At 71.9% G+C, this 26310-nt stretch carries 23 protein-coding genes; 6 read left to right on the forward strand and 17 right to left on the reverse strand.

The window, feature by feature from the left end:
* The first annotated feature begins 177 nt into the window (after positions 1-177).
* Positions 178-600 carry a hypothetical protein gene (locus tag IF04_RS0112145; RefSeq protein ID WP_030254709.1) on the forward strand — a complete coding sequence of 141 codons (423 nt, stop codon included), beginning with the start codon at positions 178-180 and terminating at the stop codon, positions 598-600.
* A 172-nt stretch (positions 601-772) separates the two neighbouring features.
* A complete protein-coding gene (locus IF04_RS0112150; RefSeq protein WP_030254713.1) occupies positions 773-1516 on the forward strand; it encodes a nucleotidyltransferase family protein in 744 nt (247 codons plus the stop codon).
* 85 nt (positions 1517-1601) lie between these two features.
* On the opposite strand, the gene IF04_RS0112155 is transcribed toward IF04_RS0112150, so the two are convergent.
* The 7 genes from IF04_RS0112155 to IF04_RS0112185 form a co-directional block, all read right to left on the reverse strand.
* Positions 1602-3416, reverse strand: coding sequence for a DoxX family protein (locus IF04_RS0112155; protein WP_078600197.1), 1815 nt, complete (start codon positions 3414-3416; stop codon positions 1602-1604).
* A 236-nt stretch (positions 3417-3652) separates the two neighbouring features.
* Entirely contained in the window at positions 3653-4606 is a 954-nt protein-coding gene (rlmB, locus tag IF04_RS0112160; protein WP_030254721.1) for a 23S rRNA (guanosine(2251)-2'-O)-methyltransferase RlmB, read from the reverse strand.
* A 149-nt stretch (positions 4607-4755) separates the two neighbouring features.
* A complete protein-coding gene (gene cysS, locus IF04_RS0112165; RefSeq protein ID WP_030254725.1) occupies positions 4756-6153 on the reverse strand; it encodes a cysteine--tRNA ligase in 1398 nt (465 codons plus the stop codon).
* Positions 6154-6316: 163 nt separating this feature from the next.
* Positions 6317-6721, reverse strand: a complete 405-nt coding sequence (locus tag IF04_RS0112170; protein WP_030254729.1) for a PPOX class F420-dependent oxidoreductase — start codon at positions 6719-6721, stop codon at positions 6317-6319.
* 214 nt (positions 6722-6935) lie between these two features.
* Positions 6936-7427, reverse strand: coding sequence for a 2-C-methyl-D-erythritol 2,4-cyclodiphosphate synthase (ispF, locus tag IF04_RS0112175; protein ID WP_030254734.1), 492 nt, complete (start codon positions 7425-7427; stop codon positions 6936-6938).
* Positions 7428-7581: 154 nt separating this feature from the next.
* Positions 7582-8331, reverse strand: coding sequence for a 2-C-methyl-D-erythritol 4-phosphate cytidylyltransferase (ispD, locus tag IF04_RS0112180; protein ID WP_030254737.1), 750 nt, complete (start codon positions 8329-8331; stop codon positions 7582-7584).
* 464 nt (positions 8332-8795) lie between these two features.
* Positions 8796-9278: a CarD family transcriptional regulator gene (locus IF04_RS0112185; RefSeq protein ID WP_003953493.1), complete on the reverse strand. Its 483-nt coding sequence runs from the start codon at positions 9276-9278 to the stop codon at positions 8796-8798.
* A 765-nt stretch (positions 9279-10043) separates the two neighbouring features.
* On the opposite strand from IF04_RS0112185, the gene IF04_RS0112190 reads away from it, so the two are divergent.
* Entirely contained in the window at positions 10044-10661 is a 618-nt protein-coding gene (locus IF04_RS0112190; protein ID WP_030254740.1) for a copper chaperone PCu(A)C domain-containing protein, read from the forward strand.
* A 235-nt stretch (positions 10662-10896) separates the two neighbouring features.
* On the opposite strand, the gene phoP is transcribed toward IF04_RS0112190, so the two are convergent.
* Positions 10897-11568: a two-component system response regulator PhoP gene (gene phoP, locus IF04_RS0112195; RefSeq protein ID WP_483855317.1), complete on the reverse strand. Its 672-nt coding sequence runs from the start codon at positions 11566-11568 to the stop codon at positions 10897-10899.
* A gap of 5 nt (positions 11569-11573) precedes the next feature.
* A complete protein-coding gene (gene phoR / locus IF04_RS0112200) occupies positions 11574-12887 on the reverse strand; it encodes a two-component system sensor histidine kinase PhoR (RefSeq protein WP_030254747.1) in 1314 nt (437 codons plus the stop codon).
* 270 nt (positions 12888-13157) lie between these two features.
* Between phoR and phoU the strand changes: the two genes are divergently transcribed.
* Positions 13158-13835, forward strand: a complete 678-nt coding sequence (phoU, locus tag IF04_RS0112205; protein ID WP_030254750.1) for a phosphate signaling complex protein PhoU — start codon at positions 13158-13160, stop codon at positions 13833-13835.
* 347 nt (positions 13836-14182) lie between these two features.
* Here the strand turns inward: phoU and IF04_RS0112215 are convergent, their stop codons facing one another.
* A complete protein-coding gene (locus tag IF04_RS0112215; RefSeq protein WP_030254751.1) occupies positions 14183-14944 on the reverse strand; it encodes a phosphoglyceromutase in 762 nt (253 codons plus the stop codon).
* Positions 14945-15144: 200 nt separating this feature from the next.
* On the opposite strand from IF04_RS0112215, the gene IF04_RS0112220 reads away from it, so the two are divergent.
* Positions 15145-16458, forward strand: a complete 1314-nt coding sequence (locus IF04_RS0112220) for an MDR family MFS transporter (protein WP_037959136.1) — start codon at positions 15145-15147, stop codon at positions 16456-16458.
* On the opposite strand, the gene IF04_RS0112225 is transcribed toward IF04_RS0112220, so the two are convergent.
* The 3 genes from IF04_RS0112225 to IF04_RS0112235 form a co-directional block, all read right to left on the reverse strand.
* A complete protein-coding gene (locus IF04_RS0112225; protein WP_030254753.1) occupies positions 16412-18058 on the reverse strand; it encodes a glycosyl hydrolase family 28-related protein in 1647 nt (548 codons plus the stop codon). The two genes, IF04_RS0112220 and IF04_RS0112225, sit on opposite strands and share 47 nt — an antisense overlap.
* Before the next feature lie 118 nt (positions 18059-18176).
* The gene (locus IF04_RS0112230) at positions 18177-18668 is read right to left on the reverse strand and encodes a type III secretion system chaperone family protein (RefSeq protein ID WP_030254754.1); all 492 of its coding nucleotides are present in this window, start codon (positions 18666-18668) and stop codon (positions 18177-18179) included.
* On the reverse strand, positions 18661-20073 hold the full coding sequence (locus tag IF04_RS0112235; protein WP_030254755.1) for a glycosyltransferase: 1413 nt from the start codon (positions 20071-20073) through the stop codon (positions 18661-18663). Before IF04_RS0112235 ends, IF04_RS0112230 begins: the two co-directional genes overlap by 8 nt.
* 273 nt (positions 20074-20346) lie before the next feature.
* Between IF04_RS0112235 and IF04_RS0112240 the strand changes: the two genes are divergently transcribed.
* Complete coding sequence (locus IF04_RS0112240; RefSeq protein WP_030254757.1) at positions 20347-21177, forward strand: class I SAM-dependent methyltransferase; 831 nt, start codon at positions 20347-20349, stop codon at positions 21175-21177.
* On the opposite strand, the gene IF04_RS0112245 is transcribed toward IF04_RS0112240, so the two are convergent.
* The 4 genes from IF04_RS0112245 to mshD all read right to left on the reverse strand — a co-directional run bounded on the left by IF04_RS0112245 (position 21131) and on the right by mshD (position 26190).
* Positions 21131-21571 carry an NUDIX hydrolase gene (locus tag IF04_RS0112245; protein ID WP_030254760.1) on the reverse strand — a complete coding sequence of 147 codons (441 nt, stop codon included), beginning with the start codon at positions 21569-21571 and terminating at the stop codon, positions 21131-21133. The genes IF04_RS0112240 and IF04_RS0112245 overlap by 47 nt on opposite strands.
* Positions 21568-22740 (reverse strand): CHAD domain-containing protein, encoded by a 1173-nt coding sequence (locus IF04_RS0112250; protein WP_030254762.1) that lies wholly within the window; start codon positions 22738-22740, stop codon positions 21568-21570. The genes IF04_RS0112245 and IF04_RS0112250 overlap by 4 nt, the downstream gene beginning before the upstream one ends.
* Positions 22724-24982 carry an RNA degradosome polyphosphate kinase gene (locus IF04_RS0112255; RefSeq protein WP_030254764.1) on the reverse strand — a complete coding sequence of 753 codons (2259 nt, stop codon included), beginning with the start codon at positions 24980-24982 and terminating at the stop codon, positions 22724-22726. The genes IF04_RS0112250 and IF04_RS0112255 overlap by 17 nt, the downstream gene beginning before the upstream one ends.
* Before the next feature lie 278 nt (positions 24983-25260).
* Positions 25261-26190, reverse strand: a complete 930-nt coding sequence (mshD, locus tag IF04_RS0112260; RefSeq protein WP_030254766.1) for a mycothiol synthase — start codon at positions 26188-26190, stop codon at positions 25261-25263.
* Between the last annotated feature and the right edge of the window lie 120 nt (positions 26191-26310).

The following is a 26310-nucleotide window of genomic DNA, read 5'->3' on the forward strand; positions in this document are numbered from 1 at the left end:
GAGGCGGCGGGCGGGATGGGGAGGTACGTGAGCTTCCCGGTTGTCGACAAATACCCCGGCAGTTCGGCCATTTCGAGCAGTGTGCGTCAACATCACTTAGCGCACGACAGGCGAATTCATCCCTCGACCGGGTGACTAAATGTCGCCATATCATCACTGCTCGCTACCATCACGGACGTGAACTCCGCAGCCCGGCGTATCGGCCGAACTCTCGCTCTCGTCCTGCCCGTAGTCCTCGTGCTCTCAGGGACGCTCGCCGTCACCCGCGTGCCGTGGGCCTCGCCGACCTCCGAGTCGCAGATGCTCACCGCGTCCTCCGGTACGGCCACCAGCCACCAGCAGGCCCGCCACAGAGCCCCGCAGGACGTCCTGCGCGATCAGCTCCTGGCCGAACTCCAGGAGAAGAACCCGGGGACCGCCCTGACCCATCTCCAGGAAGCCACCACCAAGCGTCCGTCGCTGGCCAAGCACTGCGCGTCCATCGCCCGCGCCCTGGGGCGCGCCGCGGTCGAGAAGTACGGCGCCGCGCACCGCGCGCAGGCGTACTCGCGGCCGGTCTGCGACACGTCGTTCGCGAGCGGGGTCGCCACTGCGAAGTGACAGGTGACGTGACACATGCAGTGACAGATGGCGTACGTACGCGTGCAGTGACAAGTGACGTACGTACACGGCGCACGGCGTCCCTTCACGGAGCGCCCCCCAAACCGCCCGTTGGCCCCCTGGTCGCGGTGGCCACCGTCGGCCACCGCGATCGCCGCATAGGGTGCGGAACATGACAGGCGTCCCGTATCCGCATCCCACGCAGGCCGTGGTCCTGGCAGGCGGCCAGGGCTCGCGGCTCCGCCCGTACACCGATGACCGGCCCAAGCCGATGGTCGAGATCCCGGGCACCGGGACCCCGATCATCGGCCATCAGCTCGCCTGGCTGGCCGCCGAGGGCGTCACCGACGCGGTCGTCTCCTGCGGCCACCTCGCCGAGGTCCTCCAGGACTGGCTCGACCAGGCCGAACTTCCCTTGCGGGTCACCACGGTCGTGGAGACCGAACCGCTGGGCCGCGGCGGCGGACTGAAGTACGCCGCCGCCTCACTCCCCCGCCCCGACCAGCCCTGGTACGCCACCAACGGCGACATCTGGACGCGCTTCTCCCTGCGCGAGATGGCGGACTTCCACCACGAGCGGGGCGCGGAGGCCACGCTGGCGCTGGCCCGGCCGCGGATCCCCTGGGGCGCCGTCGAAACGGACCCCTTCGGGCATGTACTGGACTTCATCGAGGCGCCGCCCTCGCCGTACCTGATCAACGCGGGCGTGTACGTCTTCTCGGCGGCCTTCAGGGGGCTGCTGCCGGACCGCGGCGACCACGAACGCATGACGTTCCCGCGGCTCGCGCGCGAGCGCCGGCTGGCCGGTTTCCCGCTGCCGCACGGCGCCTACTGGCGCGCGATCGACACGGCGAAGGATCTCACCGAGGCCGCGAGCGAGCTCGCCCGGTACGGGCACGGGCACGGGCCCCGGTAGGGACACGGGCACGGTCACGGGCAGGGCCGGGCCCGCTGAACAGCGAAGCGGCCCGGGACCGAGGTCCCGGGCCGCAGGCCGTCCGTCAGCCCAGCAGGCCGCCCAGCGTGCCGCCTCCGGAGGAGCCTCCTGAGGAGCCGCCCGAGGACGAGCCGCCCGAGGAGCCGCCCGTCGTGCCGCCGCCCGTGCCGGCCGTGGAGGTCGGCGCCTGAGTGGCGGGCGGGGGGTCGGCCGGGGCGGACTGCTGCGGCGGTCCGCTCGTGCTCTGGCCGGGCTGGGCGCCCTGGGTGGCGCCGGCCGTCTCCCTGGCCGTGCTCGGCTGGGAGGGCGGCGGGGAGGCCGAGGAGTCCGTACCGCGGGAGGCGCCGGCGCTGGGCGAGGCGCTGCTGCCCTGCGTGGCGCCGGCCGTGCGGCCACCGTCCGTACGGCCGGGGGCCTCGCGCGGGGTGTGCAGCGGGCGGCCGGGCAGGCTGTTGGTCGGCGGCTCGCCCGGCTTCGGGACGGTCGGGCCGGAGGCGGACCGTACGGCGCCGCCCAGGAGGGAGCCGATCAGCAGCGTGAGGCCGGCGACCACCGCGGTCATCACGGCGCCGCGGCGCAGTACCCGGCGGCGCAGGTCCCAGACCTCGACGCGGGGGCCGAGGTTGCGCCACGCCTCGCCGGCCAGCCGCGCGTCCAGGGAGTAAACGGGGGCGCCCGCGATGACCAGGGGGCTCCAGGCGGCAAGGTAGATGATGTCCGGCGCGTCGTACACGGGGACGTTGCGCCAGCTGACGGTCATCAGGAGGGCGGCCGAGAGCAGCGCGCCCATGGAGGCGGCGACCCGCTGCCACAGGCCGCAGACGGTCAGTACGCCGACGACGACCTGGAGGAAGGCGACGGTGAGGCCGGCGCCGACCGGGTGCGCGAGCGCGAAGTCGCGCAGCGGCATGGCGAGCGTCCACGGGTCCAGCGACTCCAGCCACTTGACCATGGAGCCGCGCTCGCCGCCGTCGAAGTAGACGGGGTCGCAGAGCTTGCCCATGCCCGCGTAGATGGTGATGAAACCGAGGAAGACGCGCAGGGGGAGCAGGACGACGCCGAGGTTCATCCGGCGGTCGGGGTAGAACGCCTGCTTGTCGCCGGCGAAGCGGCGGCCGCCCTCCTGACGGGGCTCGAATTCGGCGTCGCTGTACGGGCCTTCACCGCTGTACGGGCCTGGGTCGCTGTACGGGCCTTCGTGGCCGTACGAGGCTTCGCCCCAGGCGTCGCGGGAGCCGCCGTCCGGGCGGCCGGGAGCCGAACCGTCGTACGAGCCGGCGGCGGGCCCCTCGTGCGATCCGTCGTACGTACCCGCGTACGCACCCGGCACGGCGTACGTGTCGTCGCCCGCGCCGTACGCGTCATCGGACCAGCCGCCGTCCGAGGGGCGGGCCTGCGGGACTTGGGGCAGCAGCTCGGTGTCGTCGGAGGCGCCGCGGGGCCCGATCACGCCGGCCGACGGGGGCGGCGCGAAGGAGGTGGTCTCCTCGGGCCGGACCCTGGGCAGGACCTGGGTCGCGCCGGCGTCGTCGCTCCGGCCCGCGTTGTTCCGCACGGCGTGCAGGAGTTGGGTGGTGGGGGCCGTGGTGTCGCCCGGTGTCGTACGGCCGCTCCAGACGACGGGCGCGCGCCGACGGGCGGGCCCGGACGCGCGGGCGCCGGCAGCGGCGGTACCCGGGCCGGACGCCGCGCCGGCCGTGGCACCCCGCGCGGCGCCCGCCGACACGGGGGCCGCGAGCTGCACGCGGAAGCTGGCGTGATTGACGATGACCTGCGCGGGGTCGCACGGCACCTTGACCGAGCTCAGTACCGGCTCGTCATCGAAGCCCGGCGAGCGTCCCCCCGTAGGCGTGCGGGGTGTTCTGGTGTCCACGCTCATCTAACCGAGTGACCAGCGTTTAAGACACTGCCTTGACCGCGTCGATCTGTCCGAGACCCGTCAAAACTTCCCGGGTTGTACGGAGGGTGATGTTCTGCCGGGGGTTATCCCCGGGCGAGGACCGACTCCCGGGCTCCTTTGGTCCGGTATGCGACCGGTCCGGGGAGCGGCCGGAGGGACAACGCACGCGGGGGCGGGCAACCGCCCGCCCCCGCGAAGCACGCGTGTGCGTGGCGTCAGGCCCGGCGGCGGGCCGCCTCCCACAGGACGACGCCCGCGGCGACGCCCGCGTTCAGCGACTCGGCGCCGCCCGGCATCGGGATGCGGACGCGCACGTCACAGGTCTCGCCGACCAGGCGCGAGAGGCCCTTGCCCTCGCTGCCGACGACGATGACGACCGGGCCGTCCAGCGGCTCCAGGTCCTGCAGCTCGACCTCGCCGTCGGCCGCCAGGCCCACGACGATCATCCCGGCCTTCTGGTACGACTCCAGCGTGCGGGTGAGGTTGGTGGCGCGCGCGACCGGCGTGCGCGCCGCGGTACCGGCGGAGGTCTTCCACGCGCCCGCCGTCATTCCGGCCGCGCGCCGCTCCGGTACGACCACACCGTGGCCGCCGAACGCGGAGACCGAACGGACCACCGCACCGAGGTTGCGCGGGTCCGTGACGCCGTCGAGCGCGACGATCAGCGGGTCCTCGCCGGCGTCGAACGCGGCCGCGGCCAGGTCCTCCGGGTGCGCGTACTCGTACGGCGGGATCTGCAGGACCAGGCCCTGATGGTTGAGGCCGTTGGTCATCCGGTCCAGCTCGGGGCGCGGCGCCTCCAGGATGTTCATGCCCCGGTCGGCGGCGAGCTGGAGCGCCTCGCGCACCCGCTCGTCGCTGTCGATGAACTGCTGGACGTAGAGGGTCGTCGCGGGGATGTCCTCGCGCAGCGCCTCCACGACCGGGTTACGGCCGACGACCAGCTCGGCCGTGCCCTTGGCGCCGCCGCGGCGCGGGGCCGGGCGGCGGTGGGCCGCCTGCTTGGCCTTCGCGTTGGCGACGCGGTTCTTCACATGTCCCTTGCGGGCGGACGCGGGCGGGGTGGGGCCCTTGCCCTCCAGGCCCCGGCGGCGCTGGCCGCCGCTGCCTACCTGCATGCCCTTCTTGTTGGACGTGCGGCGGTTCCTGCGCTGGCTGTTGCCGGCCATGGGTCACCTGTTTCTTACTGCTCTCGACGTCTCTCGACGTGGATGTCTGCTGCGTATACGTATGAGTGTCGCCCGCGGCGCCCTGTGCGGGCGACCGGGGCGGGGGCGGCGCCGCCCGCGTCCATCGGGAGCGCGGGCGTCGCCGTCTGTCACGACAGTGACCAGCGCGGCCCCGACGGGGTGTCCTCGATGGCGAGCCCGGACTGCTGGAGCTGGTCGCGGATGGCGTCGGCGGTGGCGTAGTCCTTACGGGCGCGGGCCGCCTGGCGCTGGTCCAGGACCATGCGGACGAGGGAGTCGACGACGCCGTGCAGGTCCTCGCCGCGCTCGGAGCCGCCGCCGGACCATCGCTCGTCCAGCGGGTCCAGGCCCAGCACGCCGAGCATGGCACGGACCTCGGCCAGCCGGGCGACGGCGGCTTCCTTGTCGTCCGCGGCCAGGGCGGAATTGCCCTGCCGGACGGCCGTGTGCACGATTGCCAGCGCCTGCGGAACGCCCAGGTCGTCGTCCATCGCCTCGGCGAAGGCCAGCGGCACCTCAGCGGCGGGCTCGACCGGTCCCCCGGCCAGCTCCACGACGCGCTGGACGAAGCCCTCGATGCGCGCGAACGCGGACTCGGCCTCGCGCAGCGCTTCCTCGCTGTACTCGATCATCGAACGGTAGTGCGGGGTACCGAGGTAGTAGCGCAGCACGATGGGGCGCCAGCGCTTGACCATCTCGGAGACGAGCACGGAGTTGCCCAGCGATTTGGACATCTTCTCGCCGCTCATCGTGACCCAGGCGTTGTGCGCCCAGTACCGCGCGAACTCGTCGCCGAACGCCTTGGCCTGCGCGATCTCGTTCTCGTGGTGCGGGAAGACGAGATCGACGCCGCCACCGTGGATGTCGAACTGCTCACCCAGGTACTTGTGGGCCATCGCCGAGCACTCCAGGTGCCAGCCGGGCCGGCCGCGGCCCCAGGGGGTCTCCCAGCTGGGCTCGCCCTCCTTGGCCGCCTTCCACATCGCGAAGTCGCGCGGGTCCCGCTTGCCGGTCTCGCCCTCGCCGGACGGCTGCAGCAGCTTGTCCAGCTCCTGGCCGGACAGCTCCAGATAGCCGGGGAAGGAGCGCACGTCGAAGTAGACGTTGCCGTCGGCGGCGTAGGCGTGGCCACGCTCGATCAGGCCGCGCATCATTTCGATCATCTCGGGGACGTGTCCGGTCGCGCGCGGCTCGTACGTCGGCCGCAGGCAGCCGAGGGTGTCGTACGCGGTGTTGAACGCGACCTCGTTCTCGTACCCGATCGCCCACCAGGGGCGGCCCTGCTCGGTCGACTTCCTGATGATCTTGTCGTCGATGTCCGTGACATTCCGCACGAACGTCACGTCGTAGCCGCGGTACTCGAACCAGCGGCGCATGATGTCGAAGTTCAGTCCCGACCGGATGTGCCCGATATGCGGGGCGGCCTGCACGGTCGCGCCACACAGGTAGATCGAGACGCAGCCCGGCGTGAGCGGGGAGAAGTCACGGATCTGCCGGGCGCTGGTGTCGTACAGGCGAATGGTCACGCATCAAGGGTAGACGGAACGAGGCAGTGCCCCGCGACCCGATGGCCCACGCGGACACAGAAGCGTGATACTCGCGGGTGTTCCACACCACTTCGCGGTGGTACGCCCGGGGGTGCGGGGTGGGGCGGACGGGGTGCGCGGGACGGGAGCGCGGCCGGACCGGTCAGAGGCGCCCGACAATCTTCCGTGGGGTGACGCGGACGACCACGCGCGCGCCGTCCCGGCCGGCCCTCGGGTTGAACTCCGCGTACGGCTTCCCCGTGTACTTCACCGAGACCTCGTCGAGCAGCTCCTGCGCGCCGTCGCTGGTGACCTCCGCAGTGCCGCGTATCTCCGCATAGACGTACGGATCGTCGGCAGGCTGGACGACAACGGTCACCCGGGGATCACGCCGCAGATTCGCCGCCTTCTGGCGGTCCTCGGTCGTGGAGAACAGCAGGTCGTCGCCGTCCCGCTTGACCCACACCGGGGAGACCTGCGGGCTGCCGTCGGGCTGAATGGTGGCCACGGTGACCAGCACCTGCGAATCGAGAACCTTCTTGAGCGCCTCGGAGAGCTCGACTGCCACGGTGGTTCCTTCCTGCGGAGCGTAAGGAGCGGACTCGGCGACTGCTGTTGCCGGGCCAACGTCCGTACGGGCCGGGGAATTCCCCTGCGGTACGGAATTCCCCCTGAGGAACGAGGAGTTCGGCGCTGCACCCGTATGCGCAGCCCCTGCCGAGACCGAGCCGGGCGGCTCAGCCCAGGCCGGGCCGGGCAGCCCGGCCGTGGGTCGCAGGGCATTACGCCGTGCGGATCACCAATGCCGTCGCCAGGGCGGCCAGGCCCTCGCCGCGGCCTGTGAGGCCGAGGCCGTCGGTGGTGGTGCCGGAGACCGCTACGGGGGCGCCGGCCGCGGCCGAGAGGGCCTTCTGGGCCTCCTCGCGGCGCTTGCCGATCTTCGGGCGTACGCCGATGACCTGGACGGCGATGTTGCCGATCTCGAAGCCCTCGGCGCGGACGATGCGGGCGGCCTCGGCGAGCAGGGTCACACCGGAGGCGCCGGACCACTCGGGGCGGCTCGTACCGAAGTGCGCGCCGAGGTCGCCGATGCCGGCCGCGGAGAAGAGGGCGTCGCAGGCGGCGTGCGCGGCCACGTCGCCGTCGCTGTGCCCGGCGAGGCCGTAGCCGCCGCTGGCCGCCTCGTCCCAGAGCAGGCCGGCGCACCACAGCTCACGCCCCTGCTCAAAGGCGTGTACGTCCGTCCCGATCCCCACCTGGGGCAACGCGACCATGAAATTTTCCTCCCTGCGAGTGAACATCGAACCGCGCGAGAACTCCGCCCCGCCCCCGCTCGTCGGACGGGTAGGGGGCCACCCCCCACCGCCCCGTATACGCCCCCACCCACCTCAAACCCCGAACAACGGGGCCGCGGGCCGCGGGACCGTCTCAGGCGTACCCGTCCGTCACCCGCCGCCGCGCCAGTACCGCCTCGGCGAGGACCAGGTCCAGCGGGCGGGTGACCTTGAACGCCTCTTCGTGGCCGGGTACGACCACGACCGGCGCGCCGAGCCGTTCGACCATGCCGGCGTCGTCCGTGGCGCCCTCGCCGTCGAAGGTCACGGTCGCGTGCGCCTTGACCAGGGTGTCGCGGTCGAAGCCCTGCGGGGTCTGTACGGCGCGCAGCCGGGCGCGCTCGGGTGTGCCGACCACTGGCTCGGATCCACCGTCGGAATCCGGCCGTACTTCCTTCACGGTGTCGGCGAGCGGCAGCGCCGGTACGACGGCGGGCGCGCCGCCCCGTACGGCGTTGATCACGGTGTCGACGGTGTCCACCGGTACGAGGGGCCGCGCCGCGTCGTGGACGAGGACCACGTCGACGTCCTCGGGCAGGGCCTGCAGGCCGAGGCTCACGGACTGCTGGCGGGTGTCGCCGCCGGGGACGACCAGCAGCTCGGTGCGCTCGGGAAAGGTGTGGCTGTCCAGCAGCGCGCGTACCTCGGGCGCGCCGTCGGGCGGCGCGACCACGACGACGAGCGAGACGGCGCGGGAGGCCGCCATGGCCCGTACGGCATGGATGAGCATGGGCGTGCCGCCCAGCGCGCGCAGGGCCTTGGGGGCGCCGGGGCCGAGGCGTACGCCGCGGCCGGCCGCGGGGATGACCGCCGCTGTGCGAAGTCGGCGGGAATCTTCAGACATCGGTTGCACTCCGTGAGCCGGGGGTCGCACCCCGAATTTCGAGCGGCAGGTTTGTTTACTCGGCAGAGGTGGGTATGGCCACACCGTGCCGGGCGCGACGCCCCGATCGGACCCTTCCGTGACGACCGGTCGAGCCAGCTGCCCGGGCCCGGCACGCCAGTTCCGGGGTTCGGTTCCGGGTACGGCCGTCGCGGTCGGCCCGGGTACGCCGGCCGCAGATACGTCGGCCATCGCCGGCCATCACAGCCGTTGGCACGCGGGTCACCAGATATGCCGCAGCGCCCGGCAACGGACTGCTTCCTGGGGAATCCCAGGGAAGCAATCGTCGCTCGGGCACCGCGGCATTTTCGTGCTGAGCGCCGCTGAGCGCGCCTCATTGTGCTGAGCGCCTCATTGCGGGGTGTACCACCGTGAGCGATCACTGCGGAGACAGCGATCACTGTGGAAACCCAGCAGCGGCGGGGTCAGGACGCGAGGACCTCGTCGAGCAGAGCCTCGGCCTTGTCTTCGTTGGTGTTCTCCGCGAGGGCGAGCTCGCTCACCAGGATCTGGCGGGCCTTGGCGAGCATTCGCTTCTCACCTGCGGAGAGTCCGCGCTCACGCTCACGGCGCCACAGGTCGCGAACCACTTCGGCGACCTTGATCACGTCGCCGGAGGCGAGCTTTTCGAGATTTGCCTTGTAGCGACGGGACCAGTTCGTCGGCTCTTCGGCATATGGTGCGCGAAGCACCTCGAAGACCCGGTCGAGCCCGTCCTGGCCGACCACATCGCGCACACCGACGAACTCCGCATTGTCCGCTGGCACACGAACCGTCAGATCGCCCTGGGCGACCTTCAGCACCAAGTAGGTCTTGTCCACGCCTTTGATCTGGCGAGTTTCGATGGCCTCGATCAGCGCGGCCCCGTGATGGGGATAGACCACGGTGTCGCCAACCTTGAACGTCATGTGACAGGTACCCCTTCCGTGGCTATCCATCCTAACACGGGAACGGTCCGTTCTGAATGGCGTTTTCGCAGGTCAGGGCGTATCTCGGGGCTTGACAACGACGGTCGTGACGTGCATCGACCGCTTGCCGGAAGCAGGTATTCGCAGGTCGGAGGCGCTTCTTGTGCGGAGCGAAACGCGTACGTTACAGCTCCGGAAGAGGCCGATCGAGAGGGCGAACGTCCCGTTTTGCCGGGATCCGGATGGCGTGCTTCCACTACTCCGTTCGGTCACTCCCGACCACTCCCGCCCGAATCGAGAATTGATCATCCCGTCACCCGGCCGGGGGTGCCGGACATGATCAATTCGTGTGACGCGGCGCATTCCTTTGCCTTTGCCGCTATTCCTCTCGGCGGCTCCGGCGGATTCTCCCGCGGCGATCACTCGAACGGACGTTGAGGTGAATTCTTCCGGCAGTTCTCGTGAGGGCTCCGGTAAGCCGCCCGGGCGTCCGTGGGGAGGGGCTGCCGGCAGCGGCGTCGAGCGCGTTCGGGTGGCCGGTCGTGACCATGTGAGCGGCGCCTGATCGGCACGTGATCGCCCAGGGGGCGGGTCGGGTGCGGCGGCGGAAGGGCGGCTCGGTAACCTAGCGGCGCTGACACACCCTTAGGGCGGCTTTACGTACGGCGCCGACGCGCCGCGTACGGAACGGCCGCCCAGCCGTCCACCCCGCGACCGGGCATGACCGTTCGGCCGCCGAAGCTCGTCCTAGGAGATGCCGCCGCCGTGAGCCGCAGCCTTCGACGCGGCGCCCTCGCCGCCACCGTCCTCACGCTCTCGATCGCCTCGCTCTCCGCGTGCGCGGCCGGGAACGATGCCGCGACGCTGCAAGTCAAGCCGGACAACGCCGCCACTTCCGTCGGCGACATCAAGATCCAGAACGCCGTGGTGATCACCCAGCCGAAGCCGGAAGCCAAGGGCCCCGCAGTGGTGTCCGCGACGGTGTTCAACGGCGGTACGAAGGACCAGACGCTGGACTCCGTCACGGTCGACGGCAGCAGCCAGCAGGTCGAGCTGAAGCCCGCCAAGGGCTCCGGCAAGATCACCGTGCCGGCCGGCGGCTCCATCGTGATCGGTGGCAAGGGCAACGCCTCGGCCACCCTGTCCAGCGGCCGTGAGGCCGTCAAGGACGGCGACGCGCACAAGGTGACCTTCGACTTCAGCCGCACCGGCAAGGTGACGCTGCGGGCGTTCGTCGTCCCGGCGACGAGCTACTTCAAGGAATACGGGCCGACCGAGGTGCCGCAGCCGGACCAGTCCGGCTCCGCCACGCCGTCGGGCTCCGCCTCGCCGTCCGAGTCCGGCAAGCCGTCGGAGGCCGCGCACGCCGACGCCGGCCACTGAGCCGCAGCGGACGCCGTACGGCACCCAGAGCGCAGCTGACGCCCGTCACGCCCCCGCCTGCCACACAGGCCGGGAGCGCGGCGGGCGCAGCCGTACACGAGGCCGTACGTGCAGCCGTGTACAGGGCCGTACGTACGGCAGGTGCGCGTACAACGCCACAAGCGCCCCACCCGGGATCAGGCGGAGCGCTGGAGCGATGCGTGTCGTGCCGGTCGGTTCACCGGCGGCGGTCGGCTTACGGCTCGAACTTGTACCCGAGGCCGCGGACCGTGACCAGATAGCGCGGCGCGCCCGGGTCCGGCTCGATCTTGGCGCGCAGGCGCTTGACGTGGACGTCGAGGGTCTTGGTGTCGCCCACGTAGTCGGCGCCCCAGACGCGGTCGATCAGCTGCATACGGGTGAGGACCCGGCCGGCGTTGCGCAGCAGCATCTCCAGCAGGTCGAACTCCTTGAGCGGGAGGTCGACCTTGCCACCGGAGACCGTGACGACGTGCCGGTCCACGTCCATGCGGACCGGGCCGGCCTCCAGGGCCTGCGGGGTGACCTCCTCCGGCTCGCCGCGGCGGCGCAGGACCGCGCGGATGCGGGCGACCAGCTCCCGCGAGGAGAACGGCTTGGTGACGTAGTCGTCGGCTCCTATTTCCAGGCCGACGACCTTGTCGATCTCACTGTCCTTGGCGGTCACCATGATCACCGGGACGTTGGAGCGGCCGCGCAGCTGGCGGCAGACCTCCGTACCGGGCAGGCCGGGCAGCATCAGGTCGAGCAGGACCAGGTCGGCGCCGTTGCGCTCGAACTCGTCCAGTGCGTCGGGGCCGGTCGCGGCGATGGCGACCTCGAAGCCCTCCTTACGGAGCATGTACGACAGGGCGTCGCTGAAGGACTCCTCATCCTCGACGACGAGCACTCGGGTCACGGAAGGACCTCCGGGGCAGGGTAGGGCGCGCGTAGCGCTTCCGGGGAAGTGTGGTGGTGGGTGACGGCCGGGCCGTTGAAGGTGTCGTACGGACCGTCCTCGCCATCGAGGTCGTCCGGGTCTGCTGCGGGGTCGTCCCGCCGGTCGTCGCGGTCGCGGACCGCGCCGGCTTCCGGGAGCCGCAGGGTGAAGGTGGAGCCCTGTCCTTCGGCGCTCCACACCGTGACCTCCCCGCCGTGCGAGGCGGCCACATGCTTGACGATGGCGAGACCGAGTCCGGTACCGCCGGTGGCGCGGGAGCGCGCCGGGTCGACGCGGTAGAACCGCTCGAAGATCCGGTCCCGGTCCTTCTCGGAGATGCCGATGCCCTGGTCGGTGACGGCTATCTCGATCATCGTGCCGCCGGACGCCGGGACTCGGCGGCCGGCTATGCCGACGCGGGTGCGGGCCGGGGAGTAGTTGACGGCATTCTCGACGAGATTGCCGAGGGCGCCGGCGAGCTGGCTTCTGTTGCCCCATACGCGCAGGTCGTCGATGCCGCCGACGGCCATCGTGATCGACTTGCTGCTGGCCTGCTGGCGGCAGCGGTCCATCGCCTCCTCGACCAGCTCGTCCACGCGGACGGGCTCGGCGTCCTCCAGGGGGTTGTCGTTCTGTACCCGGGAGAGGTCGATCAGCTCCTGGACCAGGCTGGTCAGGCGGGTGGCCTCGGTCTGCATGCGGCCCGCGAAGCGGTTCACCGCCTCGGGGTCGTCGCTGGCGTCCATCACCGCCTCGGAGAGCAGCGAGAGCGCGCCGACCGGGGTCTTGAGCTCATGGCTGACATTGGCCACGAAGTCGCGGCGCACCGCTTCTATGCGGCGGGCTTCGGTGAGGTCCTCGACCAGGAGCAGGACGAGACGGGAGCCGAGCGGGGCGACTCGCGCGGAGACGGCGAGGGCGTCGCCGCGGCCGGTGCCGCGGCGCGGCAGGTCCAGCTCGACCTGGCGTATTTCCCCGTCCCTGCGGGTGTCGCGCGCCATCTGGAGCATCGGCTCGACGGCGAGCTTGCCGCCTCGTACGAGGCCCAGGGCGTACGCGGCCGAGCTGGCCTTGACCACGCCGTCGGCCTCGTCCAGGACGACGGCGGAGGACCGCAGCACCGAGAGGACGGTGTCCACGCCGGGGGGCAGGACGGCGTCGGTGTGCAGGGACGTACGCGTGGGCTTGGCCTGCTCGCGTTCGCTCCAGCGGAACGCCAGCATGGCGATGACACCGGTACAACAACCGGCGATCGCTGCCACTGCGGCGATGGCCGCGTCCACGTTCATGAGTCCAGGTTATGCGCCGGTTGTGACAGTTCCCCAGCCATCAGAGGGTCACCTCGGCCACTGGTTGCCGAGAGTTCACCTTCATGTCGGTACCGGTTCACTCCGGAGGGGCGAACCGGTCGCATCCGGGCTCGAACGTGGGAGCGTGGGAATCGTAGGCCCACACCACCAGGGGCGCAGCCCGGGCGACTACGCAGGGGCACGGACCCGGAGGTCTGGACCACGGGCGTCGCAGGCCCACACACGACTCGATGCGAGAGAAGGTCACTGATGCGGGACGCGTACCACGAGGAGCTGGATTCGATCGGCGAAGGTCTGGTCGAGATGGCCAGGCTCGTCGGCTCCGCGATCGGGCGCGCCACCACGGCGATACTCGACGCGGACCTGAAGCTGGCGGAGAACGTGATCGCCGGCGATGAGAAGGTCGACGATCTGCAGCGCGATCTGGAGGCCCGGGCCATAGCCCTGCTGGCGCGCCAGCAGCCGGTCGCCACGGATCTGCGGATCGTCGTGACGTCGCTGCGGATGAGCGCGGACCTGGAGCGGTCCGGTGACCTGGCGCAGCACGTCGCGAAGCTGGCGCGGCTGCGGTTCCCGGAGACGGCGGTGCCGCGGGACCTGCACGCCACCATTCTGGAGATGGGGCAGCTGGCGCAGCGCCTGATGGCGAAGGCGGGCGAGGTCATCATCACGAAGGACGTCGATCTGGCGCTGCAGCTGGAGCAGGACGACGACGCGATGGACATGCTGCACCGCACGCTCTTCCAGCACCTGATGGACGACCGCTGGCAGCACGGCATCGAGACGGCGGTCGATGTGACGCTGCTGGGCCGTTACTACGAGCGGTTCGCCGATCACGCGGTGTCGGTCGCCAAGCGCGTGGTGTACCTGGTCACGGGCGAGCACGCGGACGAGATCGCGCCGCCGGCCGCGGTCGACGGCAGCTGAGCGCCTCGGGGTGCGGGCGGACGGGGGGAGCCTGCGCCCCGCTCCGTGCAGCCGCACGCCGTTGGTGCGCCCCCTGGCGTGGGTAAGGGAGGGAAGGAACCTCCCTTATGGCTGCCAACCAGGAGGCACTTCATGCCCCACTCCCCTGTTCCCAGCACACCTGAACCCACAGCGGCCAGCGGCTGCTCGTGCGGCCCCGGCTGCGGCTGCGGCTGCCAGTCCGGCGGCCCGTGCAGCTGCGGCGGAAGCTGCGGCTGACGGCCCGCCGCCGGCCCAGGAACGACAGTGAGCCCCCTGCCAGCGGGAAACCGCAGGCAGGGGGCTCACTGCTGAGAAGGACCGGGGGCTTACTTCTTCTTGCCCTGGTTCTTGACCGCCTCGATGGCGGCCTTGGCGGCCTCCGGGTCGAGGTAGGTGCCGCCCGGGTTCAGCGGCTTGAAGTCGGCGTCGAGCTCGTACGAGAGCGGGATGCCCGTCGGGATGTTCAGGCCGGCGATGTCCGCGTCGGAGATGCCGTCGAGGTGCTTGACCAGGGCGCGGAGGCTGTTGCCGTGCGCGGCGACCAGGACGGTGCGGCCGGTGAGGAGGTCCGGGACGATGCCGTCGAACCAGTACGGGAGCATGCGGACGACGACGTCCTTCAGGCACTCCGTCTGCGGGCGCAGCTCCGGGGGGAGCGTGGCGTAGCGCGGGTCGGAGAACTGGGAGTACTCGGCGTCGCGGTCGAGCGCCGGCGGCGGGGTGTCGTACGAGCGGCGCCACAGCATGAACTGCTCCTCGCCGAACTCGGCGAGGGTCTGGGCCTTGTCCTTGCCCTGCAGGGCGCCGTAGTGGCGCTCGTTCAGGCGCCAGCTGCGGTGGACGGGGATCCAGTGGCGGTCGGCGGCCTCCAGGGCCAGCTGCGCGGTGCGGATGGCGCGCTTCTGGAGGGAGGTGTGCACGACGTCGGGGAGCAGGCCGGCGTCCTTGAGCAGCTCACCGCCGCGGACCGCCTCCTTCTCGCCCTTCTCGTTCAGGTTGACGTCCACCCAGCCGGTGAACAGGTTCTTCGCATTCCACTCGCTCTCGCCGTGGCGGAGGAGGATGAGCTTGTACGGTGCGTCGGCCATGTCTTTGAGACTAATCGAAAACGGTGACAGGCCAGGCAGGGGGCCGGTGCGTGGACGCCGGGGCGCTCGTCTGTGCCCGGTGCTCGACGTTTGACGGTTCGCGTCAATTCAATGGCGCGGCGTGACCTGCGTATGTAGCTTCCCCTTGGCGGTTGCGCCACTTACATCGGCGCACGGGCACGGTTTATGGGGGAGTCAGGGTGAGACGAGCCGTCGTCGCGAGTGTGTCGGGGCTGCCGCGGCAGTTCTGGTGGCTGTGGGCGAGCACGCTGATCAATCGGCTGGGGGCGTTCGTCGCCACGTTCCTGGCGCTGTACCTCACGGTGGAGCGGGGGTACTCGGCGTCGTACGCGGGACTGGTCGGCGCGCTGTACGGGCTGGGCGGGGTGGTCTCCTCGGTGGTGGCCGGGGTGCTGACCGACCGGCTCGGGCGGCGGCCCACGATGCTGATCGCGCAGCTGGCGACCGCGGTCTCGGTGGCGCTGCTGGGGTTCATGGAGGACCCGGTGGCCATCGCGGCGGTGGCCTGCGTGGTGGGCATGGCGAGCAACGGTTCGCGGCCCGCGGTGCAGGCGATGATGGCGGACATCGTGGCGCCGGAGGACCGGGTGCGGGCGTTCGCCCTGAACTACTGGGCGCTGAACATGGGCTTCGCGATCTCCTCGTCGCTGGCCGGGCTGCTCGCCCAGTACGGCTATCTGCTGCTCTTCCTCGGTGAGTCGGTGCTGGTGCTGGCCTGCGCGGTGGTGGTCTTCGTGAAGCTGCCCGAGTCCCGGCCGGTGACGGCGACCGAGAGCAGCACCACGGAGGAGCCCGTACGGCGTGTGTCGATGATGACCGTGGTGCGGGACGGGCGGTTCATGACCGTCGTCGGGCTGAATCTGCTGCTCGCGCTGCTCTTCCAGCAGGCGTATGTGTCGCTGCCGGTGACCATGGGTCAGGCGGGCTTCAGCAGCTCGGACTTCGGGCTGGTGATCGCCACGAACGGCGTGCTGATCGTGCTGCTGCAGATCCCGGTGACCCGCTTCATCGAGCACCGCAGCCCGGCGGCGCTGCTGATCGGCTCGGCGCTGCTGACCGGTTACGGCTTCGGGCTCACCGCGTTCGCCGGTTCCGTGGCGCTGTTCGCGGTGTCCGTCGCCGTCTGGACGCTCGGCGAGATCATCAACTCCCCCACCCAGATGGGGCTGGTGGTCCGGCTCTCCCCCACGCATGGCCGCGGGCGTTACCAGGGCATGTACGCGCTGTCCTGGTCGGTGGCCTCGCTGGCCGCCCCGCTGCTCGGCGGCGCGGTCATCGACCGCTACGGCCCGGCCACCCTCTGGTCCGCCAGTGCGGTGGTCGGGACGGTCGCGGCCCTCGGTTACGGGCTGCTGCTGCGGCGGATGAACGCGGAGGAGCGCGCGGCGGGTACGAAGGCCCCGGAACCCGCGCCGGTACCGGACCGGACTCCGGAACCCGCGCCGGTCATGGACGCAGCCGGCGCTGCGCCTCGTACAGATTCCGTGGCCTGAGCGACCCCGGGCGGCCGTACGCCACGAGCCTGCTGTGCAGGTCACCCGTGAAGTCCGGCTCGTCGATCTGGCCGAACTCGCGGACCTCCGAGATGCCGGCGGTGACGCTGTACGGGGCCAGTTCGTCGATCTTCACCATGCCGGCCCGCCCGTTCGTGACGCGGACGTTCCAGTGCGTGAAGCGGGCCCCGAAGAGCGGCCCCGCGCGCAGGTCGCCGCCGTGCTCGCCGGTGTTGTCGATGGTGATGTCGGTACGGACGTTGGCGAACGGCAGGCCCCGGTGGGAGTCGAACGTGCCCATCTCCATCCGGCCGCGCGACCAGACGTTGTAACTGGACAGATTCTCGACGTTGATGCCGTGCAGGATCGTGCCGGGCGGTGCGGGGACGCTGCGCCGCTCGATCACGAAGTCCTCGAAGAGGTTGTCGTGCGCGCCCTCGCGGCAGTAGTACGGGTGGTGGGAGCCGCGGCCCGCGACACGGGTGTCGCTGATCGTGCAGGAGGACGAGGCCGTCAGCCCGAAACCGTTGTCGACGTGGCGCGCGACGACGTCCCGTACCCAGCAGTCGTACGCGCACTGCAGGAGGACGCCGTTGTAGCCCTTGTCCTGCAGATGGAGGGACTGCGGCGTTTCGACCGCCTCGATCGTCAGGCCCTCGACGCCGGCGCCGGTGAGCGCGGGGACGTGGGTGGTGAGCTTCGGGTCCCACTCCGGGCGTACGTCGAGGGGCAACGGGCGCTCGAAGGTCACTTCGCGACCCTTGATACGGACGATGCGTACGGGCCACTCGTACGGGACGAAGCTGTTGAGTTTTTCCCTGCCGTCCCAGGTGTACGAGGCGGGGCCGGGACCGCCGCCCGCCATGTGCTGGAGAAGGGTGTGGCCCTTGTCGTCGGCCAGCTGGAGGAGGACGAGGGCGCCGGGGCGGAGGCGCGACGTGTCGGTGACCGTCACCGTCCAGTCGCCGCGGCGCGCGGGGCGTACGGAGGTGAGCGTGCGCCACTCGTCACGCCGGTTGCCCGTCCAGCCCTCGAACGGCCAGTCCCGCTTCTTGATGGCCGCGATGAGGGAGTTCCAACGGGCGGTCGGGCAGAGCCAGATGAGGCCGCCGGTCCAGGACCAGGCGGACTTGTCGCCGCCGTACCGGCTGCCGTACGGACCGATCAGCTCGGTGAGGTGCTTGGTGGCGAGCAGCTTGGTACGGCCGCTGCCCGCGCCGCGCAGCACCACGTGGTTGTGGCCGATGCGGACGATGTCGTCGATGCGGTAGGTGCCGGGCGGGAGGGTGACGGTGCCGCCGCCGCGCCGGCCCGCGGCCTCCAGCGCACGGTTGAGGGCGGGCGCCGAATCCTTGCTGCCGTCCGGGACGGCGCCGTGATCCCGTACCGCGTCGATCACGGGACCGCCGGCGGCCCGGAAGCGGCGCCGGCAGCCGGCCCGGCCGATGTACGGGATCTGCGGATGCGTGAAGGGGCGGGCGGAGAACTCGTCCCAGAGTGCGTGGTACTGACCGGCCGCCGAGGCCGGGAGAGCGGGCAGTGCGGCGGCCGCCGCCACGGCGGTCGCGCTGCCCAGCAGGGTGCGCCTGCTGATGTCCATGGGCCGCCCTTCATGCAGGTGAAGAGGTGCATGGGAGAGAGAAGGCCGCGAGCATGCCACGGGCCCGCAGGGCGGTGGAAGAGCCGGGAAGAGTGACCGCGAAATGGGCCGGAAAGCGCTACTTGTCCCGGCCGGTCAGATGGGCGAATGCTTCAAGGTTGCGGGTGGATTCGCCACGCGAGACCCGCCACTCGTACTCCTTGCGGATCGCCGACGCGAAGCCCATCTCCAGCAGCGTGTTGAAGGAGCCGTCGGCGTTCTCCAGGACCGTGCCGAGGATGCGGTCCAGCTCCTCGGGGGTGACGGCCGCGAGCGGCAGCTTGCCGACGAGGTAGATGTCGCCGAGCTTGTCGATCGCGTAACTCACGCCGTACAGCCGGGTGTTGCGCTCCAGCAGCCAGCGGTGCACCGCTTCGTGGTTCTCGTCCGGGCGGCGTACGACGAAGGCGTTGATGGACAGGGAGTGCTTGCCGACGAGCAGCGAGCACGTCGTGGAGAGCTTGCGGGTGCCGGGCAGCTTGACGACGTAGCTGCCCTCCGCCGGGGACTCCCACTCCAGCTCGGCGTCGTTGAGCGTCGCCTCGATGATCTGCCGCGCGTCGTCAGCCATGCAGTGATCGTAGGCGACGGCGCCGCTCGTGCATCGCGGCGGTGTACACATCGGCCGTCGCCGCGGCCGCGGTGTCCCAGCCGAAGGAACCGGCGTGCCGGGCGGCCGCCGCGCCCATCCGCAGCGTGAGCGAGGGATCGTCGGCGAAGCGGCCCAGCGCGCGGGCGTAGTCCACCGGGTCGTGCCCGTCGACGAGGACGCCGCTGACGCCGTCCTGCACGGCGACCGGGAGGCCGCCGACCGACGCCGCGATCACCGGGGTGCCGCACGCCTGTGCCTCTATGGCCACCAGCCCGAAGGACTCGCTGTACGACGGCATGACCAGCACGCTGGCCGCGCGGTACCAGTCGGCGAGCTGGTCCTGGCCGACCGGCGGCCGGAACCGCACCACGTCCGCGATGCCGAGCCGGGCGGCCAGCTTCTGCAGGCCCTCGGGCTTGGCCAGGCCGCTGCCGCTCGGCCCGCCCACGACGGGGACGACGATCCGGGAGCGCAGCGAGGGGTCCCGGTCCAGCAGGACCGCGACCGCACGCAGCAGGATGTCGGGCGCCTTCAGGGGCTGGATGCGGCCCGCGAAGAGCGGGATCAGCGCGTCCTGGGGCAGGCCGAGACGGTCCCGGGCGGCAGCGCGGGCGTCGGCGATGCCGCTGCCCGCCGCGATACCGCTACCCGCCGCGAGGCCGCCCGCCGCGTCGCTCGCCGGGCGGAAGCGGTCGAGGTTGACCCCGGGGTGCACGACCGCGACCTTGTCGGGCTCGGCCTCGTAGTGCCGTACGAGCTCGCCGGCCTCTTCGGCGGTGTTGGCGATCAGGCGGTCCGAGGCGCGCACGATCTGGGTCTCGCCGATGACGCGGGCGGCCGGCTCGGGGGTGTCACCCTCCGCGAGCGCGGCGTTCTTGACCTTGGCCATCGTGTGCATGGCGTGGACGAGGGGGACGCCCCAGCGCTCGGCGGCGAGCCAGCCGACGTGGCCGGACAGCCAGTAGTGCGAGTGCACCAGGTCGTAGTGGCCGGGACGGTGGCCGGCCCACGCCTGCATCACGCCATGCGTGAAGGCGCACAGCTGGGCGGGCAGGTCCTCCTTGTTCAGCCCCTCGTACGGGCCCGCGTCCACGTGCCGTACGAGCACGCCGGGGGCCAGCTCGACGGCGGGCGGGAGGGCGCCCGTGGTGGCGCGGGTGAATATCTCGACCTCGATGTTGAGCGCGGCGAGTTTCCTGGCCAGCTCGACGATGTAGACGTTCATGCCGCCCGCGTCGCCCGTGCCGGGCTGGTGCAGCGGGGAGGTGTGCACGCTCAGCATCGCCACCCGGCGCGGCTTGCGGGAGCCCCCCAGCCGCAGCCGGGCGGGGCCCGCGAACTGGCTCTGGGGACGGCCGCGGAGCCGGGACACGTATTGGCTCACTGCGAGCTACCTCCGAAAATCCGGCAGAAACCCGGCGCAACAGCGCCTCTCCACCGGCCAACAACAGAGCCGGCCGTGCCATTTCCCGCCAGGCACCGCGCCGCCCCCTCTTTGCCAAAGCGTGACCCTAAGGGATGCTCACCGGATCTTCCCCGCCGGTCCACGGGCCGGACACCCCACAGCCACCGGGCCTGCCACCTGGCCTATCACCAGTCCGACCGCCGGACCGGCCACCTGGCCGACCCCCTGGGACCCAGCGCATAAAGTCATGCCATGGCCCGCAGCTCCTCCCCTCCCCCGTCCGCACGCCCGGTCGGGAGCGCCACCCGCGGGACCACCAACCCGAACCGGCTGCGCCGCATGGACCGCTGGATCGCCGCCACGCACGGCCCGCAGCTGCGCCGCACCGCCGACCCGGTCGCCGTCGACCTCGGGTACGGCGCCGCGCCCTGGACCGCCGTGGAGCTGCTGGACCGGCTGCGCACGGCCCGCGCGGACACGCAGGTGGTGGGCGTCGAGATCGATCCGGCGCGGGTCGCGGCGGCGAAGCCGTACGAGCGGGACGGGCTGGTCTTCCTGCACGGCGGCTTCGAGGTGCCACTGCCCGGCGCCCCGGGCCGCTCCCCCGCGCTGATCCGGGCGGCGAACGTGCTGCGGCAGTACGACGAGGCCGAGGTGGCCGCGGTCTGGGCGCGGCTCTGCGCGCGGCTGGCCCCGGGCGGCCTGCTGGTGGAGGGCACCTGCGACGAGATCGGGCGCCGGCACGTCTGGGTCGCGCTCGGCCCCGAGGGCCCCCGCACGGTCACCTTCGCGGCCCGCCTCGCGGCCCTGGCCACCCCTTCCGACCTGGCCGAACGGCTTCCGAAGGCGCTCATCCACCGCAATGTGCCGGGCGAGCCGGTGCACGCCTTCCTGCGCGACTTCGACCGCGCCTGGGCGGCAGCCGCCCCCTACGGCGCCCTCAGCGCCCGCCAGCGCTGGATCCGCTCGGTCCACACCCTCCACGCCGCGGGCTGGCCCCTGACCGACGGCCCCCGCCGCTGGCGCCTGGGCGAGGTCACGGTCCGGTGGGAGGCGCTGGCACCGGGTGCAGCGCATCCATGAGCGCGTCGACCAGCGGCCGGTCCCGGTCCTGGGTGAGGCGGTCGCGGGCCTCGGCCGGGGAGAGCCAGGCCAGCCGGTCGACCTCGTCGTTGGGGACGAACGCCCCGCCGCACGCCTCCGCCGCCCAGTAGCGGACCTCCTTGGGCCGGCCGTTCGCCTCGTAGTACACGGTCGAGAGCTCCGGGCCGAGCCGGCAGTCCATGCCGGTCTCCTCGGCGACCTCGCGCACGGCCGCCGCCCGCGCCTCCTCGCCCCGCTTCAGCTTTCCTTTCGGGTGCGACCAGTCGTCGTACTTCGGCCTGTGTACGAGGGCGATCTCCGGCCCGCCCGCCCCCGGCGAGCGGCGCCACAGTACGCAGCCCGCGGCCAGGACTGCCGTTCCGTTGTTGCTCATGCGGGTCTCCAGGCGCGGGTGAAGGCGTAGCGGGCGGCTTCCACCTCGTGGCGCTGGTCGGCGTGGAGGATGCCGAGGGCGTACGCGGTGGCCGGGGCGATGCGCGGGGTGCGGGCCGCGGCGGCCGCCGCGGTGGCGGCCTCGGCCGCGTCACGGTGCCGCTCCAGGGCCCGGGCCGCTTCCAGGAGCCGGAGGTCGGTGACGCCGCCGTCGGCGACCTCCTGCGCGTACCGGCTGTGCCGCAGCAGCAGCCGTACCTGGTGCCAGGCGCCGTCCTGGCGGTCGTCGGCGGACAGCGCCGCGGCGTTGTACGGGTGTCCGGCGCGGGTCAGCGGCAGCGCGGCGACGGCCTCGGCGAGCCGGCGGTGCGCGTGGTCGGCCAGCGGCGGCAGCGCTTCGGTGGCGAGCCGGTCGGCGGCGTTCTTGTCCAGCGGCGCTTCGGAGGCCAGTACCGCGACGGCGTCCGCGACGGCGTGGAAGCGCGAGGAGCCGAGCGCCTGGAGCGCGGCGGAGTGGGCGCGGGTGCGGGCCAGGGTCAGCTGCCGGTCCAGCAGCGCGCCGGCCCGCGCGGCCCCTGCCGCGTTGGTGGCGGCCGGGTCCTTGGGGTCGCGGGCCCGGTCGTCGCGGGTCCGCCCGTCCCGGGTCCGCTCGTCGCCGGACCGCCCGTCCCGGGTCCGCTCGTCGCGAGCCCGGCCGTCCCGGGTGCCCTCCCTGGTCCCCGTGGCGCGGGACCGCTGCGCGGGCGGGGCGTCGCCCTCCGGGGATCTCGCGGCGCCGGCCGGTTCGGCCGGGCCCGCCACGCGGTGGAGGGCGGCCAGCAGGCGGGCGAGCCGGTCGGCGTAGGCGTGTTCGCGGGCCAGGGTGCCCGACAGCCAGCCCAGTTCGGTGCGGAGCTGGTCGGCCCAGGCCTCGTCGGTCAGCGGCCGGAAGGTGTGCAGCGCGCCGCTGATCCGGCGGGCCGCGGCGCGCAGTTCCCGGGCCGCGTCGCCGGCGCCCCGCGCGTCCGAGCCGCTCTCGCGGTGCAGCCGCAGGTTGCGCAGGAAGGCCGTCGACTGCTCGTGGAGGTAGGCCGAGAGCACCTCGCCGGCCGTCGCGCGGTCGGGCGCCGGGCCGGCCGGGTGGGCTCCGGTCCGTTCGCAGGGCGGGGAGAGGTCAGGTCGCAGGGCCACGCCGGCGCCTCCGGGCGTCGATGAGCATTTCTTGTACGTTGCGCAGCGGGGTGCCGTCCGCGTCGGCCGCGTGCCGGGTCCAGTTGCCGTCCGGGCCGAGGTGCCAGGCGGAGGTGGTGTCCGACGTGCCGGTCCGCAGCAGGCGGTCGAGCGAGGCACGGTGGCCCGGGTCGGTGACCCGTACCAGCGCCTCGATCCGCCGGTCGAGGTTGCGGTGCATCATGTCCGCGCTGCCCAGCCACACTTCGGGCTCCCCTCCGTTGCCGAAGGCGAACACCCGCGAGTGTTCGAGGAAGCGGCCGAGGACGCTGCGGACGCGGATGTTCTCGCTCAGGCCCGGGACGCCGGGCCGCAGTGCACAGATTCCGCGTACCCAGATGTCGACGGACACACCGGCCTGGGAGGCCCGGTACAGGGCGTCGATGACGGCCTCGTCCACCATCGAGTTGACCTTGATGCGGACGTACGCGGGGTGGCCCGCGCGCTGGTGCGCGATCTCCTTGGTGATGCGCTGGACCAGGCCGTCCCGCAGCGACTTGGGGGCGACGAGCAGCCGCCGGTAGGTCTCCCGGCGGGAGTAGCCGGAGAGCCGGTTGAACAGGTCGGAGAGGTCGGCGCCCACCTGCGGGTCCGCGGTCAGCAGCCCCAGGTCCTCGTAGAGCCGGGCGGTCTTCGGGTGGTAATTGCCGGTTCCCACATGGGAGTAGCGGCGCAGCATGTCGCCTTCCTGGCGGACGACCAGGGAGAGCTTGCAGTGCGTCTTGAGGCCGACCAGGCCGTAGACGACGTGGCAGCCGGCCTCCTCCAGCTTCCGCGCCCACTTGATGTTGGCCTGCTCGTCGAAGCGCGCCTTGATCTCGACCAGGACGAGGACCTGTTTGCCGGACTCGGCGGCGTCTATCAGGGCGTCGACGATCGGGGAGTCGCCGGAGGTCCGGTACAGCGTCTGCTTGATCGCGAGGACGTCCGGGTCGGCGGCGGCCTGCTCCAGGAACGCCTGGACGGAGGTGGAGAAGGAGTCGTAGGGGTGGTGGAGCAGGACGTCGCGGTTGCGCAGGGCCGCGAAGATGTCGGGGGCCGAGGCCGACTCGACCTCGGCCAGGTCGCGGTGGGTGCCGGCGACGAACTTCGGATACTTCAGCTCGGGCCGGTCCAGCGCGGAGATGCCGAAGAGGCCGGTCAGGTCCAGCGGGCCGGGCAGCGGGTAGACCTCGGCCTCGGAGATCTTGAGTTCCTGGACGAGCAGGTCCAGTACGGCCGGGTCGATGGACTCCTCGACCTCCAGCCGGACGGGCGGCCCGAAGCGGCGCCGCATGAGCTCCTTCTCCAGGGCCTTGAGGAGGTTCTCCGCGTCGTCCTCCTCGACCTCCAGGTCCTCGTTGCGGGTGACCCGGAACATGTGGTGCGCGCGCACCTCCATGCCCGGGAACAGCTCCTCCAGGTGCGCGGCGATGACGTCCTCTATGGGGACGTAGCGCTGCGGGGACGCCTCCAGGAAGCGGGAGAGCAGCGGCGGGACCTTGACCCGGGCGAAGTGGTCGTGGCCGCTGACGGGGTTGCGGACGACCACGGCCAGGTTCAGGGAGAGGCCGGAGATGTACGGGAAGGGGTGGGCCGGGTCGACGGCCAGCGGCGTGAGGACGGGGAAGATCTGGTGGCGGAAGAGGGTGAACAGGCGGGCCTGTTCCTTCTCGGTCAGCTCCGGCCAGCGGATCAGATGGATGCCCGCGCCGCCCAGCTCCGGGGCGACGTCCTGCTGGTAGCAGGCGGCGTGCCGGGCCATGAGCTCGCGGGAGCGGGTCCAGATCAGGTCCAGTACTTCGCGGGGCTGCAGTCCGGAGGCGGAGCGGGTGGCGACGCCGGTGGCGATTCTGCGCTTGAGGCCCGCGACCCGGACCATGAAGAACTCGTCCAGGTTGGAGGCGAAGATCGCCAGGAACTTGGCGCGTTCCAGCAGCGGCGTGGCCGGGTCCTCGGCCAGCTCCAGTACCCGTTCGTTGAACGCGAGCCAGCTGCGCTCGCGGTCCAGGAAGCGGCCGGCGGGCAGCTCCACGCCGTCGTCGCCCAGCGCGCCGTCGACGTCGTACGCGTCCAGATCGGCGTCGAGGTCCGGTTCCAGCTCGGGCAGTGAGGCCGCCACGGTGCTGGGGCGGTGCGCGGCGATCGAACCGACCGAGGGCTGAGCCGGTGCGGACGGCGTCGGGGACGTTGCCGGGGCCTGGGCGCTGGTCTGCTGGTCCATAACCTCATTCTTCCGCGCTCCCGGCGGGGAAGGCGCGTCGGGAGGCGGCGGGGCGGCTCGGAGCCTTCGGTCACCGGCCGGCTGCGCGGAGGGCTGCATTCAGTGATGCTCGCAAGCGAGTTTGAATCGCCGGTAACGCGGACATGGCGGACAGGCAAGCGGGGGGCTACTCGGAGGGGATTTTCCGGTGCCGGGCGGGGAGGCGGCGGCGGGCGCGAAGCCCCGCCGCCACCTCATGACACTCCGTCAACTCCGATGCACAGCCGCCCTGCTGCTGGTCAGAGCTCGGTGCGGTACATCAGGTCCGTCTCGTGCGTGACGAAGCCGAGGCGCTCGTACACCGTCACCGCGGGGACGTTGTCCGCGTCCACGTAGAGCATCGCCGTCGGCATGCCCTCGGCGGCCAGGTGCCGGAGCCCGATCGCGGTGAGCGCCTTGCCGAGGCCGCCGCCCTGTGCCTCGGGCCGTACGCCCACGACGTAGACCTCGCCGAGGCCCTCCTCGGCGTGCTTCTTCGTCCAGTGGAAGCCGACCAGCTCCCCCTCTTTCTCGGCCAGGAAGAAGCCCTTCGGGTCGAACCAGGGCTCGGCCTTGCGGTCGTCCAGGTCACGCTGGGTGAGCGAGCCCTGTTCGGGGTGGTGCGCGAAGGCCGCGGCGTTGGCGGCGAGCCAGGCCGCGTCGTCGGTGCCGGGCTGGAAGGTACGGACGGTGACGCCCGCGGGCAGCACCGGCTCGGCCAGGTCCAGGTCGGCCAGCGGGCGGCGCATCTGGCGCAGCTCGCGGAAGAGGGTCAGGCCCAGGGTCTGCGCGAGGTGGCGGGCCGCGGGGTGGCCGCCGTGCGCCCACAGCCGCAGCCGCCTTCCGGACTGCTCCAGCAGCGCGCCGCCGAGCCTGCGGCCCAGGCCGTGGCCGCGGAATTCGGGGTGCACGACCAGCTCGGCGGCGGGCGCCTCGACCGGGTCGGTGTCCTCCAGCTGCGCGTACCCGACGATGCGGTCGCCCTCGGCGCGCAGCAGTACGTGCTTCACGCCCTCCCGCTGTCCGCCGCGTAGCTGCAGCCGTCCCTGCTCGGACACGGCCGGCTGGCCGTCCGTCCGTGCCGCCGTCTCGATCAGCTCCAGTACGGCACCGGCCACGTCCGGCGTGAGCGCTTCCCGTACCTGCATGTCCCGCCCGGCCGGGCCCGTTCCCTGTGCAGCGTCAGTCATGCCCCGAAGGGTACGGCCCGCCGGGCGTCCGGCGACGCCCCGCGTCCCCGCATCGCAACCGTCCCTTAACCCGTCGCCTCTGGTGCGCTACGCGCGTTGACCATAGGCTTCCGGTCGCTC

The sequence above is a fragment of the Streptomyces violens genome, assembly GCF_000717745.1.
Taxonomy (GTDB): domain Bacteria; phylum Actinomycetota; class Actinomycetes; order Streptomycetales; family Streptomycetaceae; genus Streptomyces; species Streptomyces violens.

Coding starts and splice junctions, on each gene's coding strand:
- IF04_RS0112150 (WP_030254713.1), top strand. CDS start 773: ATGACAGGCGTCCCGTATCCGCATCCCACGCAGGCCGTGGTCCTGGCA.
- IF04_RS0112155 (WP_078600197.1), bottom strand. CDS start 3,416: ATGAGCGTGGACACCAGAACACCCCGCACGCCTACGGGGGGACGCTCG.
- rlmB (WP_030254721.1), bottom strand. CDS start 4,606: ATGGCCGGCAACAGCCAGCGCAGGAACCGCCGCACGTCCAACAAGAAG.
- ispF (WP_030254734.1), bottom strand. CDS start 7,427: ATGGTCGCGTTGCCCCAGGTGGGGATCGGGACGGACGTACACGCCTTT.
- ispD (WP_030254737.1), bottom strand. CDS start 8,331: ATGTCTGAAGATTCCCGCCGACTTCGCACAGCGGCGGTCATCCCCGCG.
- IF04_RS0112185 (WP_003953493.1), bottom strand. CDS start 9,278: ATGACGTTCAAGGTTGGCGACACCGTGGTCTATCCCCATCACGGGGCC.
- phoR (WP_030254747.1), bottom strand. CDS start 12,887: ATGAACGTGGACGCGGCCATCGCCGCAGTGGCAGCGATCGCCGGTTGT.
- phoU (WP_030254750.1), top strand. CDS start 13,158: ATGCGGGACGCGTACCACGAGGAGCTGGATTCGATCGGCGAAGGTCTG.
- IF04_RS0112215 (WP_030254751.1), bottom strand. CDS start 14,944: ATGGCCGACGCACCGTACAAGCTCATCCTCCTCCGCCACGGCGAGAGC.
- IF04_RS0112225 (WP_030254753.1), bottom strand. CDS start 18,058: ATGGACATCAGCAGGCGCACCCTGCTGGGCAGCGCGACCGCCGTGGCG.
- IF04_RS0112230 (WP_030254754.1), bottom strand. CDS start 18,668: ATGGCTGACGACGCGCGGCAGATCATCGAGGCGACGCTCAACGACGCC.
- IF04_RS0112240 (WP_030254757.1), top strand. CDS start 20,347: ATGGCCCGCAGCTCCTCCCCTCCCCCGTCCGCACGCCCGGTCGGGAGC.
- IF04_RS0112245 (WP_030254760.1), bottom strand. CDS start 21,571: ATGAGCAACAACGGAACGGCAGTCCTGGCCGCGGGCTGCGTACTGTGG.
- IF04_RS0112255 (WP_030254764.1), bottom strand. CDS start 24,982: ATGGACCAGCAGACCAGCGCCCAGGCCCCGGCAACGTCCCCGACGCCG.
- mshD (WP_030254766.1), bottom strand. CDS start 26,190: ATGACTGACGCTGCACAGGGAACGGGCCCGGCCGGGCGGGACATGCAG.